Source organism: Clostridium pasteurianum BC1 (assembly GCF_000389635.1).
In the GTDB taxonomy this organism is placed as follows: Bacteria; Bacillota; Clostridia; order Clostridiales; family Clostridiaceae; genus Clostridium_I; species Clostridium_I pasteurianum_A.
Genome location: NC_021182.1, coordinates 3,073,175 through 3,086,970, shown reverse-complemented (window position 1 = coordinate 3,086,970; position 13,796 = coordinate 3,073,175). Strand labels below are relative to the sequence as shown.

Annotated in this window: 9 protein-coding genes and 4 pseudogenes; 9 read left to right on the top strand and 4 right to left on the bottom strand. The window is 29.0% G+C overall.

Going from position 1 to position 13,796, the window contains the following annotated elements; all coding sequences use genetic code 11:
* Positions 1-25: 25 nt before the first annotated feature.
* Positions 26-2,416: a phenylalanine--tRNA ligase subunit beta gene (gene pheT, locus CLOPA_RS14545; protein WP_015616198.1), complete on the top strand. Its 2,391-nt coding sequence runs from the start codon at positions 26-28 to the stop codon at positions 2,414-2,416.
* 347 nt (positions 2,417-2,763) lie between these two features.
* Positions 2,764-3,420, top strand: coding sequence for a cell division protein ZapA (gene zapA, locus CLOPA_RS14540; RefSeq protein ID WP_015616197.1), 657 nt, complete (start codon positions 2,764-2,766; stop codon positions 3,418-3,420).
* Positions 3,421-3,529: 109 nt separating this feature from the next.
* Here zapA and CLOPA_RS26180 read toward each other — a convergent pair.
* Together CLOPA_RS26180 and CLOPA_RS14535 are read right to left on the bottom strand one after the other, a co-directional pair.
* Positions 3,530-3,715 (bottom strand): annotated as a pseudogene (locus tag CLOPA_RS26180) (IS3 family transposase); the annotation flags it as partial.
* A 291-nt stretch (positions 3,716-4,006) separates the two neighbouring features.
* Positions 4,007-4,714 carry a hypothetical protein gene (locus CLOPA_RS14535; protein ID WP_015616196.1) on the bottom strand — a complete coding sequence of 236 codons (708 nt, stop codon included), beginning with the start codon at positions 4,712-4,714 and terminating at the stop codon, positions 4,007-4,009.
* 208 nt (positions 4,715-4,922) lie between these two features.
* Between CLOPA_RS14535 and CLOPA_RS24465 the strand changes: the two are divergent.
* The 6 genes and pseudogenes from CLOPA_RS24465 to CLOPA_RS26820 all read left to right on the top strand — a co-directional run.
* Positions 4,923-5,480, top strand: a pseudogene (locus tag CLOPA_RS24465) (IS982 family transposase); the annotation flags it as partial.
* A gap of 115 nt (positions 5,481-5,595) precedes the next feature.
* Positions 5,596-7,104 (top strand): IS21 family transposase, encoded by a 1,509-nt coding sequence (gene istA, locus CLOPA_RS14525; RefSeq protein ID WP_015615434.1) that lies wholly within the window; start codon positions 5,596-5,598, stop codon positions 7,102-7,104.
* Positions 7,094-7,849, top strand: a complete 756-nt coding sequence (gene istB / locus CLOPA_RS14520) for an IS21-like element helper ATPase IstB (protein ID WP_015615433.1) — start codon at positions 7,094-7,096, stop codon at positions 7,847-7,849. Before istA ends, istB begins: the two co-directional genes overlap by 11 nt.
* 3 nt (positions 7,850-7,852) lie before the next feature.
* Entirely contained in the window at positions 7,853-8,287 is a 435-nt protein-coding gene (locus CLOPA_RS14515; protein WP_015615432.1) for a hypothetical protein, read from the top strand.
* Between the two features lie 50 nt (positions 8,288-8,337).
* Positions 8,338-8,727 (top strand): annotated as a pseudogene (locus CLOPA_RS14510) (transposase); the annotation flags it as partial.
* Between the two features lie 263 nt (positions 8,728-8,990).
* Positions 8,991-10,441: pseudogene (locus CLOPA_RS26820) on the top strand (IS1182 family transposase).
* Positions 10,442-11,167: 726 nt separating this feature from the next.
* Here the strand turns inward: CLOPA_RS26820 and CLOPA_RS26165 are convergent.
* Together CLOPA_RS26165 and CLOPA_RS14495 are read right to left on the bottom strand one after the other, a co-directional pair.
* Positions 11,168-11,347, bottom strand: coding sequence for a hypothetical protein (locus tag CLOPA_RS26165; RefSeq protein ID WP_242834199.1), 180 nt, complete (start codon positions 11,345-11,347; stop codon positions 11,168-11,170).
* A gap of 200 nt (positions 11,348-11,547) precedes the next feature.
* Positions 11,548-12,483, bottom strand: a complete 936-nt coding sequence (locus tag CLOPA_RS14495; RefSeq protein WP_015616195.1) for a hypothetical protein — start codon at positions 12,481-12,483, stop codon at positions 11,548-11,550.
* Between the two features lie 340 nt (positions 12,484-12,823).
* On the opposite strand from CLOPA_RS14495, the gene CLOPA_RS14490 reads away from it, so the two are divergent.
* The gene (locus tag CLOPA_RS14490) at positions 12,824-13,462 is read left to right on the top strand and encodes a DUF1796 family putative cysteine peptidase (protein ID WP_015616194.1); all 639 of its coding nucleotides are present in this window, start codon (positions 12,824-12,826) and stop codon (positions 13,460-13,462) included.
* Positions 13,463-13,796 lie beyond the last annotated feature (334 nt).

Genomic DNA, 13,796 nt, shown 5'->3' with positions numbered 1-13,796 from the left:
CTTAATAAATTGGAGGTCAAAATATATGAAAGTACCAGTAGAATGGTTAAAGGATTATGTTGATATAAATATAAATGCAAAAAAATTGGGAGATGCACTTACACTATCTGGTTCAAAAGTAGAAGAGATAATAACCAGTGGTGATGAAATACAGAAGGTTGTTACAGGAAAAATATTAAAAATTGAACCCCATCCAGATGCAGAAAAATTAGTAGTGTGTCAATTGGAGGTAGGCCAGGAAGAACCTATACAAATAGTAACCGGTGCAAACAACATGAAGGAAAATGATATTGTTCCAGTGGCACTTCATGGATCAAGTTTACCCGGAGGATTAAAGATAAAAAAGGGTAAGCTTAGAGGAATTCCATCAAATGGAATGATGTGCTCAGAGGAAGAATTGGGTTTAGCGGAAGAAGGTACTGTTCATGGACTTATGATTTTGCCTTCAGATACTGCTGTAGGTAAAGATATTAAAGAAGTATTGAATTTAGACAAAGCAGTAATTGACTTTGAAATAACTTCTAACAGACCAGATTGTCTTAGTGTAATTGGAATAGCAAGAGAAACAGCAGCTACACTGAATACAAAATATAAAATGCCTTCTTTGGATTATGAATATAAATGCAAGAATAATATAAAAGATGAAATAAAAGTAGAAATAAAAGTAGAAATAAAAGATAAGCTTTGCAGAAGATACATGGCAAGGGGAATAAAAAATGTTAAGATAGAAAAATCTCCTGCATGGATAGAAGAAAGGCTGCTTCAGGCTGGAGTAAGACCTATAAACAATATAGTGGATATAACCAATTTTGTAATGCTTGAATTAGGTCAGCCTATGCATGCTTACGATAGAAGAAGGATAACTTCAAATAGTATAGTGGTTGAAAGAGCTAAAGAGGGAGAAAACTTTACAACTTTAGATGGAGTTGAAAGAAAGTTAAACAGTGATGTATTGACCATAAAGGACGGAGAAAACACCGTTGGATTAGCTGGAATCATGGGAGGTCTCAATTCAGAGGTTGAAGATGATACTTCTGAAATAATATTTGAAGCTGCAAATTTTGATGGTACCAATATAAGAGTTAGTTCTCAGAAATTAAATATAAGAACAGAAGCTTCTGGTAGATTCGAAAAGGATTTAGATCCAAATCTTGCAGAGCTTGCACTGAACAGGGCCTGTAATTTAATAGAGCAGCTGGGCGCTGGTGAAATAATGGAAGGAACTATTGATATATATACGAGTCCTGTAAAAGAGCATTCAGTAGAAGTAGATTCCAAATGGGTAAATAGATTCCTTGGATTAGAACTTTCAAAGGAAGAAATGAAAAATTGTCTGGATAGATTGGAATTGACTACTGAAATTTCAGGAGATAAACTTATAGTTAATGTACCAACCTTTAGAACTGATATAGACATAAGGGAAGATGTGGCAGAGGAAATAGTAAGAATTTATGGCTATAATAATGTAACTTCTACTAACCTTAAGGTTTCCAGTGTTAGAACAGGCAGATATAAAAATCAGATTATTAAGGATATGACTATAGATGCATTACTTGCCTGTGGTTTAAATGAAGCCATAACTTATTCCTTTGTAAGTCCTAAGGTTTTCGATAAAATACTATTGCCTGAGGACAGCGGTTTAAGAAAAGCTGTAGCTATAAGAAACCCGTTAGGAGAGGATTATAGTATAATGAGAACAACTACTGTTCCCTCTATAATGGAAGCATTGGCTAGAAACTATTCAAGAAATAATGAAGTAGTAAGACTTTTTGAATTGGGTAGAGTATATATACCAAAGGAAGAGGCAGATAAAATACCAGAAGAGAAGAATGTAATAACTATAGGTATGTATGGTAAGGCAGACTATTTAGATTTAAAGGGAGTAGTTGAAAATCTTCTCGAAGCTCTTGGAGCAAAAGGAGTAAGTTTTGAAAGGGAAAGTGAGAACCCTTCTTATCATCCAGGGAAAACTGCTAAAATTACCATGAAAAATAAAGAGATAGGAATTTTAGGAGAAATTCATCCTGATGTAGCTGGTAATTATGATGTAGATACAGCTTGCTATGTTGCAGAAATAGACTTTGACTTCTTGATAGAAAATGCAGTTATAGAGAGGAAATATAAGGCCTTACCTAAATTTCCAGCTGTCACAAGAGATATGGCCTTGATTTTAGATGAAGCTGTATTAGTTCAGCAGATAGAGGATATTATAAGTAAAAAAGGTGGAAATATAGTTGAAAGCTTTAAGCTATTTGATATATACAAGGGCAAACAGATACCTGAAGGTAAAAAAAGCGTTGCCTATTCCATAACTTATAGATCAAAGAATAAAACACTTACAGATAAAGAAGTGGATAAGGCACATGGTAAGATACTAAGTACTCTTGAACACGTGCTGGGAGCTCAACTTAGATAGAAAAATATACCACTAATAGTCATTCATATATAACATTAATAGTTTATTCAAAGTTAGCAGAAATAAATTATTAATTAACTAAGATTTATCATTAATGGATATTTTTCCGAAATATTTATTTTATATTTTATATTTTATAAGTAATTTCTGTAAGTATTAATATTATTCGGTTTACTTGTAAGTGACTTAAATAGTATAAATGTTTTATATACTATTTTGATAATTCATTGTCATAAGTTACATTATTAGCCTAAATTTGAGAGTGTAAAGTTAATGAATTTTTTGTTAATTTTACACTCTCAAATTTTAACCTCAGTATTATTATAAGTTGTGTACTGGATAATAATATGTTAAAATTAAAATTAGATGAATCTAAGAGGGTGTTAAACATGAGTTCTGTTACTGTAAGAGTTAATAATAGGGAATACAAATTAAAAGGTGACGAAAGAGAAGAATATTTACATACAGTTGCTACTTATGTGGATAAAAAAATTAAAAACATAATGGAAAAGAATTCAAAATTGAGTACGGCAGAAGCATCTATTTTAACAGCACTAAATTTAGCAGATGACTTGTTTAAAGCTGGATATTACAATGAGGAACTTTCCGATGAAATTGAGAAATTAAAAAGTAATTTAAAAGATGCCAATGTTAAAATAGAAGAACTTAAGGATGAACTTACAAAGATAAATGAAGAAAAAGAACAGCTTTTAGTTAAGGTAGAAGAACTTAAGGTAAATGAGGATGTAATAAAAAGGGACAAGCAAATAGAAGAATTAAATAGAGGAATGAACTTAAAAAATGAAGAGATAAATTCAAAAGAAGAGAATAATAAAAAGTATTTGCTTGAGATTAATCGTTTAAAAGGTGATAACAAAGAGCTTAAATTTAAGCTGCAATCTTCAAAGTATAAGGTTATGGATTTAGAAAATAAATATCTGGAGAGTCAGGTTGATTTGGCCAAGACGAAGAAGGAAGTTATAAGGAATATTAATAAGAAATAAGAAGAGAGTGTAGTAAGTTACATTCTCTTTTTGTTTTGAGCTTTCCCCGAAAAAGAGGACACTTCAGAGTTAGGTATTCTCTTTGGATGGCAATATTACTATTGTTTTCATATTTATCCCTAAATTGAGATGGTACCATATAGCCTAATGCTTGATTTTTTCTTTTTCGATTATAAAAAACTTCTATATACCAGAATATATCACGACGTGCTTCTTCACGCGTAGCGTATTGTTTCTGGTATAACATTTCGCATTTTATAGTGCTGAAAAATGTTTCAGCACAAAGCTTCAGAAATTGTTAAGGATAAGTTCAATTTAATAATAGTTCAAAGGAGTAAATACTTTAAAGAAAGAAAATCTGAAGATGATTACTTTTTTGGAAAATTTAATATACCATACTAACTGGTCATTTTTCGAAGATGACTAGCATAAATGTTTAAGTTAAAGTATAAAATAGGTCCCTGCCAAAGGCAAGGACTGATAATTGTTTTGAATTTACTAGTAATTAATATTTTATTATTAAATAAGCATAGATTATGCATTTTAAATATAAGAGGTGTTGATTTTATAAATTTACAATGCTAGTTTATGCTAGCGGAGAAGGAGTAGGTAAATCTGGAGAAGGAGTAGGTAAATCGTTAGCTAAACTACTGGAGCCATTTGCTAATGGAAGTATAAAATGTCCACTAAATAAAATGTTTTGTCCTGATACTGTAAATGGATTTAGGGAAACTGAAAGTACACTAGAAGGTATAGGATTACTGTATTTATCTGCACTTACTGTATAGCCTATAACTGTATCTACACCAATGGAGTCTTGTAGCGATATATAACTTGTTTTTGGTGGCAATGATGAAGGTGACAAAGGAGTAGCAGTGAGTGGCGTAGTAGTTGTATTATCAGTTATTGATATATTAAAGCCGTTGTTAAAAATTACATTAGCAATTCCAATATACTGAATGAATCCAACAATTTTTATTGGATATAGAGTTATCGGAATTGTACCTGAACAATTTTGTGGTGTAACTGGTACCGTTATAGGTTGACCTGTGGTACGATTCAAAAAACTTTTGAAAACAAATTCACGGGCATTTGGTGTTGCTTCAATTTTATTTGGTATACTTATGGTGCTTTCAAAATTAACAATATTATTGCATGAAATTGAGTCATCTTGTGTATTTGCGGATCCCAGTAAGGAGAGTAATTCATCCTTATCATTTGTATTTAATCCAATGGCTATTTGTTCAGCTGTTAAATTATCCATCTCTATTAATAATTTATTTATGTCTTTCAATTAATAATCACTCCTCTAAAATGATTTAAATTAGTTAACTACAATAATATAATATTAAATTTACAATATAATGTGATTACTTTTATATTAAATATAACCTATTGTGCTAGTTAAATTACTAGCAACATTTACAAATAGAAAACCTCCAGCATAATGTGTTAACCTATCATTGAAAAGCACAACCAGTTCAATGAAGGGGGAAACATATATGCTAGAGATTTATAACAATGATTCTATCACAATTATAGAAGATTTAAAAGATTTTATAACTGTCATATTTGTTATAGTTGACGATATTTACCAAGAAGTAACTCCAACATATATTAAAAATCGAAGAAACATTGATCATTTAATAATGAGTGATAGTGAAATAATTACAGTTTCATTAGCTGGTGAGCTTATGTCAATTGATTCGGAGAATGCTTGGGTTGGATATTGTAAAAACAATTTAAAAGAATTATTTCCAAGCTTCTGCAGCCGAACTAGGTTCAATAGAACCCGAAGGGCTCTATATAAAACAATAGAATTAATAAGACATAATCTCACAAAACTTATTAGATATAATCACGATTTTTTTAGAATCGTAGATAGTATGCCTATATATGCTTGTAAATTTGGCAGAGCACGATTTCATAAAACATATAGAGGCTACGGCAAGTGTGCTTCTAAAAAAGAAACTTTTTATGGATTTAAGTTACATTCCTTAATTATTTTTGATGGTTATATAACAGATTTTACATTAACATCAGCAAATATTGATGATAGATGTTGATTTACAATATAAATTGACCCCCTTTTTACACTGAAAATTGACCCCTTCACTTTAAAATAATATCCTTTATGAGAGGTAAAAAACTCATGAAGGAGGCATAAGAGTGTAGGTGAAAGACTTGAGAGATTGGCATACAGTGAAAAATATGTATAACAAAGGGGTTCCAATAAAGCAAATAGCTAGAGAACTTAATATGTCAAAAAATACTGTTAAAAGTTTAATCAAAAAGGAGGAAGAACCAAAATATTCAAGATCACCAAGAGTAACTAAAATTGATAAATTTAAAGATATTATTAGAGAATGGTTTTTAGATAAGCAGTATGATTTCAATGGTACAAGAATCTATAATGAATTGTGTAAATTAGGATACGATGGAACTATAAATCCAATATATAGGTATCTTGAAACTCTGAATGAAAAAAAAGGTAGCATTAGTCAAAGAGCTACTGTTAGATTTGAAACTCCGCCAGGAGATCAAGCACAATTTGACTGGGGAGAATACATAACAGTTATAGCTGGTGAAAATGTTAAAATATACTGTTTTACCATGATATTATCTTATTCTAGAAAAAAAGCTGCAGTATGTTCGCTATCCGCTAATGGCGTAGCCATTTATGAAGCCATACAAGACTTATTTATAGAACTTGAAGGTGTAACTAAGGAACTTCTTATAGATAATCCAAAGGCATTAGTAATAAGTCATAAAAAAGGAGAAGAAGTAGAGTTTAACCACAGTGCTTTAAAGTTATTCACATATCTTGGGACAGAGCCGAATGCCTGCCGGCCTCTAAGACCAAGGACAAAAGGTAAGATAGAAAAGCCATTTCAATACATTGAAAATCAATTCATTAAAGGAAGCAGCTTTAACAGTGTGTATGAACTTAACTTAGAAATTAAGCATTTTATGAGGTCATGGAATAAAAAGATTCATGGAACTACTAAAAGAATACCTGATGAAATGTTTAATGAAGAAAAGAGCAGCTTAAAAGGATTTTATAAGAAAATAGTTATTGATACAGAATTAGAAATAAGGATTGTTAGTACGGACTCTTATGTTATGGTTGGAACTAATAAGTATAGTGTTCCCGTCAAATATGTGGATAGACAGGTAAAAATAAGAATAGTATATGGGTATATTCTAGAAATATATGATCTTGATTTAGTTCTCGTTAAAAAATGGAATATACTTCAGGGTAAAAATAGAAAAATTCAAGATAAAGATGATTATAAGGATATTGCAGTAAGAGTACCAAGTTCTATTCCTGAAATTAGAAGGGTATTTGAAAAAACATTTAGACATGGTAATGAGTTTTACAAATTGGCTTCACGGGTTACAAAGCAGCCTCACTTTCATGCAAGAGAATTTTTAAAACTGAAAGATCTATATGATATAGCTGATTTAGATATCATTCTTAAGCATTGTATAGATAGTAACGTATTAAAAATAGATGGAATAAAGTCTTTAATTAAAGAAAAATATCTAGAACTAATAATTGAGCATGAGAGAGTAGAATTAATATTTACTAAACCTAATAAAAATAAGGATACTAATATGAATGAAGAAGGTTTAATAAGACATCTTTCTTACTATGGGAAAGGGGCTAAAAATGAAGGATGAAACTAATATAAACACTAATATAAAGCGCTTGCTAAAACAGTTTAGGCTTCCCGATATATATGATAGATATGACGAAGAAGTTAATTATGCCATAGAAAATAAAATTGGTTATAGAGAATTCTTGTACAAGCTTTTGGCGCTCGAAGAGCAAGGAAAAATGGAACGTCTAAAAATGAGGAACATTAAAAATGCCTGTTTTGATGCATATAAAACAATCGAAGATTTTCATTTCAACTTTCCCAAACATATTAATCAAACGAAAGTTATTGATTTGGCTACTTTAAGTTTTATGGAAAAGAAAGAAAATGTAGTTTTTATTGGGCCTCCCGGCCTTGGTAAAAGTCATTTATCCATTGCAATAGGTATTAAAGCCTGTGAGAAAGGTAAATCTGTTCGTTTTGTCAATGCAATTGAACTAGTTGATGAATTATATAATGCAATAGATTCTGGTAATCTAAAACAAAAATTTAAGAAATTATCAAAAATAGACTTACTTATAATAGATGATATTGGTTATTTAAAAATGGATAAAGAAAAAGAGAGTTTATTTTTTCAGTTAATCCGCCAAAGATACGAAAAAAGCTCTCTAATAGTAACAACAAACTTACCGTTTGAAAGATGGGACGAGATATTCACTAGTGAATTAGCGGCTACTGCTGTACTAGATAGGCTTCTTCACCATTCCCACGTCATAAGTATAACAGGCGATAGCCATAGAGTAAATAGGTATTTACAGGAGGAATAAATTTTGAAAAATAGTATAGCAATAGATTTTGGTGAATTTGTTAATACATTTAATGAAAAAGGAAAAGAAACAGCTATAATTCTCGCAAGAGAGAAATATAATCTTAGTTTCCAACAGCTTAAGAGAAGAATGTTTAATAGTACTGATTATTGTTTTGATAGGTCTTTAAGATTGTATAAGCATAGAGCTAACAATAACATGGATACTGCTGAATTTATGAGTATTGATGAACTTGAGAATAAGAAAACTACAATTAAAGGAGTTGAGCCCCTTCCGGGGCCAAATCTCAATTTGAGTTTTGATGATCTTGTTAAAGATCTTATTAAAGATAGATTATTAATTTTAAATAAATATGTAACCATCGATAATGAATCTAAGCAATTAATAATTAATACTAAAAAATTAAAATATGATGGTTTTGGCCTAAATATAATTTAGACTCTAGGGGGTCAAAATTAAACGTAAAAAGGGGTCAAATTTACTTGACAATCTACAATAGAGAAGCATTATGGGATCTAACAAATAATGTAAACTGTATAACTGTACTTGGTGATAATGAATATATAGGTGATGATATTTGCTTAGATTTAAATAAAGAGCGCAATATCAATCTTATATCCATGAAAAGAAACAATAGTAAATTACAATTACCTAAGCAATTAAGACAGCAAATATTTAAGAAAAGAAGATTAATTGAAACAGTTAACTCTCAGCTATCCGAGCAATTAAATATAGCTAAAGTACTTGCAAAATCACGTTTAGGACTTTTAGCAAGGCTTGAAACAAAAATATTAGCTCATAATATATGCTGTTTTATAAATAAAGTTCTAAGAAAAAGTGCAGATATATTAAAAATAAAACAATTAATATTTGGATAATATAACTACAAAAAATTAAGTTTAATTTCTATAGGTATATTATGCAATAATCCTATGGAACAATAAACCTTAATGTGTATTTATAGGAATTATATTAATATAGCACAACAGGTTAACTTAGTGTAAAGCAAATTGTGGAAATTGCAAATCGGGTAGGAGGGAAATAATTATTTTCCGTACTCTCACACCACCGTGCATCAGACTGTCTAACAATGCCAATAAGTAGTATAATTAAAATAGAATATTAAGAGAAGGTGTCGATTATGGCTTATTTGACAGGTGTTGATAGAAATCAAACTACTTATTTGGTTACATCCTTAGATGATTTTATTGAAAATGATAATTCAATTAGAGTTATCGATGCATTTGTAAATTCATTAGACTTGAAGAAACTTGGATTTATTATTTATGATTCAAATAAGCAAGGTCAATGTCCTTATGATCGTAAAGTATTGCTTAAATTGCATATTTATGGATATATGAATGGTATTAGGTCTTCTAGAAAATTAGAAAGAGAAACTAAAAGAAATATAGAAGTAATGTGGCTACTTAATTCATTAAAGCCTGATCATGGAACTATTTCCGCGTTTATTAAGGATAACAAGAAAGCTTTTAGAAATATACTTAAAGAATTTACGTTATTATTAAAAGGTTGGGGCTTGATTGATGGAAAACTAATAGCCATTGATGGAACTAAGTTAAAGGCTCAAAATAGTAAACATAATTATATAACTGAATCGGTACTCAAAAAAAGATTGAGTATGTAGAAGAAAAAATCGAAGAATATTTAAAGAAAATAGAGTCCAATGATGCTGCTGAAAATTTGAATGATACAATATCTAATACAAATGTAGTAGATTTGCAATCAAGAATTGAGTTCTATAAAAAAAGGAAAGAAGAATATGAACAACAAAAAAAGGAAATGAAAGATCAAAAAATTAGACAGATTTGTAAAACTGACGGTGATGCCCGTGGAATGAAAAATAACGGAAAATTCGAAGTTTGTTACAATGTCCAGACTTCAGTTGATAGCAAAAATAAACTAATTATAGACTGCGATGTAGTAAATGACATAAATGATTTAAATCAGCTTTCAAATATGACTTTAAGAGCAAAGTCCTTATTGAGAAAAAGAAAATTAAAAGTTCTTGCAGATACAGGATATTATAATGCTGAAGAAATAAAAAAATGCTTAGATAAAAAAGCTGTTTTGTATATAAAAAAATCAAAGTCTAATAATACGACTGGGCAAAATGGGTATAGAAAAGAAAATTTTAAATATGAAAAAAGTACAGATACTTACATTTGTCCAGAAGGAAATGATCTTGTTTTCTCAGAATATAGCTCAAAAAATGGAATTAGATATAAAAGATACAAATGTAAAAGTTGCAAAGAATGTTCTAAAAAAAGCTTATGTACTACAGCAAAAGAAGGACGAAATATTCAACGTTGGGAATTTGAGGAACTACTAGATCAAGTAGCTGAAGTAACATACAACAATAACGATATATACAAAAAAAGGCAATGCATTGTAGAGCATCCATTTGGAACTATAAAACGATCATTAGGATATACATATTTCCTACGAAAAGGATTGGAATCAGTTAATGCTGAGGCCGCCTCTATTTTTGTTGCCTATAATTTAAAACGTGCAATAAATATTCTTACAGTGCCGCTACTGATTAAGAAATTCAGTCAATTATCCATAAGGTAATTGACTGAAAAATGACATAAATATCTACAATTAAAAAATATAGAACTTATAGTTTAAAAAAAATTTATCACAAACAATATAAAAACTAATTGTTAAACAGTCTGGCATACCGTTCGGTACACGGCGAAGAATAGCATGAGTACTTTTGCAAGAATTACATTTAAGTCTTAAAACATTCATTCTTATAATATTGTGTTTGCGAGAACTATATTTTTTATAGTCTCTCTTATCAAATTTGGAGAAGTAACGTGCTAGGTTATCTTCTCCTTTTCATATTCTAACATAAAAATATTGGATAAAGGAATGTTGAATTTTCTCTTTACATTCTTTTATCCATTTTTCTTTTTATCGGTTAAATAAATTTGAAATAAACTTTATTTTTGAAGAGATTTTAAATTACAAATCTACAATATGCCTTATATGTAGTTTCTGTTCGTCAGACCAGAGCTTTGCCACCAACTTCCTTCAGATTCCACGTCACCCATGGACACCCTTGCTGGTACCAACCCTTGCTTGGTACTTTTACCCGTTAGATTGCGCCCATCCTGGGCGCACATAAAAAAATCTTTTCTCAAATAAAAGAAAAAATTATTTATATATTATTTCTCTTATAGTACAATAAGGCCTTAGTAATTCAGCCATCTTCCCGTGAATTTTATTAAGTTGTTCAACAGTCGTATATCCAAGTTCAATTCCACCTTGATTTGTTATTACAAATATTTTAAACTAATTTTTTTGCGCTTTACTTAAAGCTTCTTTGACTCCTTCATATAACTGAAAGTCTTTAGGTTTATTTACAGGTTTTTTATTGTTATTTATAACTCCATCTCTATCCAGAAATAAAGCCTTATTCAATATAATCACCTCTTTCACACTGTAAACTAATTTTATTTCTATAACCATCAAAAATCTAAGAATCTCCAAAAAAATAATTGTTCAGTAAACTAATCCACTTTTTATTGTAATGCGTTCATATAATCTTTTTATAGTACGACTTTTACTATAGATACAAAATAGAGGTTATATTTTTTACTTATTATTTATTTTAAAATACCTAATATTGAAAATTAATATTAGTATTATATTTCTATTTAACAATCATAATATTATAGTAGCTGATAATAATTTCTATAAAATCCATTTTGAACTATTTTTATAGTGCTATTATAAAAATTTGCTCTAAATTGCTCAACGTACCAAATTTTTTGTCGTAATTCCATCAAATAGGGAACATAAATTAAGTTTATTAAATTCTGTGGCAAATCAATATAAAAACATAATTCAAATTGGTACAGGTTATAATACACTAATCCACTATAATGATAAAATATAATAGGAACATTATTTATCCTTACAACATCATTTTGTTTATCTATAATACTAGCATGAGAATGCCATGCAGTAGCATTTATACCTATATTTTCAGTCACGACAACATTTTTAAACATTTTTGGTAAACTATCTAAATATATTTGATCTCCATAAAGACCATTTTCTGACCTATTATAACACCACTGTAAACATTTCTTTCTAAACCATTGTAAAGCCTCTATCGCATTATGATCTCTTTTAAAAGCTAAAAATCCACCATTATAACTTCCATACAGCCTATACATATTATCCTTATCTGGTATATAAAATCTTTCTCTTGTGAGCATTACAGAGTAATTGCTAAATTCCTGAAATATAGGGAGTGGACTTGAAAAAAATTTAGTATCACCATCAATATATATAAGACTTGGAATGTCTGGATAATATTTAAATATATATAATATCATCGGTGCCTTTGCCGTCCATGCAAATTCTTTTAAATTACGGTTATATCTTGCCATTGCCAGTTCATAATCTTCATTTTCTATATTTGACATTCCAATTACAGCCATATTGGGTAGATTCATACTCACCAGTAATGCTCTAATATCCTCTTCAAGACATATAGCAAACAAACAGAAACTTTTATCATATTTTATTAATGAATCATACAATATTAATCCTTTGTATAATGAATCTCTACTAAAAATTGTACAATAATTGTGTTCCATTTTACACATACCTTCCTTAATAAAATTTAAAATAAGCAAGTTTAGTTATCATTTATTAAAAAGCATCTTATCCTATTTAACATTGCAAATATTCTCTACAACTCAATTCAATTTTTTACTATATTATATTATTCAATATTTATAATGTTGCACTTATTTATATTATAAAGTATTAAACATATTAATTTATTGTATCAATTTTCCATATACAAACATAAAATGTACTACATCTAGGCAACCTCTTACAATATTTCTAAAATATCTGTAATTAATTAAATTAGAAATTAAATTTAAACTATATACTTGCATTCAAGTATATAAAAGAAGGAGATTAACTTTTATGTATTTAAAAGATTTAAATAAAAATTATGATGTAATTTTCAATCTAGGTTTTAACTGCCAGGGCATTCACTATACAAAACTTCATAATTTACGTTGTGGTAATGGTCCTACTGATTGGTTGGCAGTCCACTCTCTCCCTATATTAAATAATTTAATTGACAATAAATTTAAAGGTTTTATGGATTTAAAAGACCTAAGGATATTTGGAGCTGGCAATGGATTTCATTATGTTTTAAATGACTCAACTATCACAGCATCCTATCATGATTTTCCATTACAATATACTGTAGAACAATCTTATCCTACATTTGAAGCTAAACTGAATAGAAGAATAGATAGGTTTTATAGCAAACTCCAAAATTGTAAATCAGCTTTATTTATACGTACAAGTTTCCTTGATAGTGAAGTAAATGAATTACCAGCATTGGTAGATATTCTATCTAAATATGTTAACCCTAATGCTAGTTTTAATGTAGTTTTCATTGAATTAAACCCCTATGTTACTCAAGTTATAGACAAAGGAACTAATATAAAAAATACTTGCTATCTACAATTTCCGCGTGGGACAACCTGGGAAGGTCATGCTCCTTCTTGGGATTACTTCCTAAGTAATATAAATTTAGTACCTTCTAATTAGTCAAATAATATATCTTATTTGACTATATTTATATAAGATAAATATTTTTAAAATAATTCCAAGTTAAAATATGAAAAATATGTACTTGCTGTAAAATCACTCTAAAATATTTGCAATATATAGCAAGTACATTTAATTAGTATATAAAACTTTACTTATAATTTTAATAACATTTTTATTGTATATAGATATAGTTTAAAAAGTTCTCTTTTTATATTCAAAACATATTTCTCATACTTTTATAAATGTTTATTTTTAAGCTGTAACATAATATAGCTTGTATCATATTATATTGTTGAAAAGACAATTAAATCTATAATAAAAATTTCAGGAG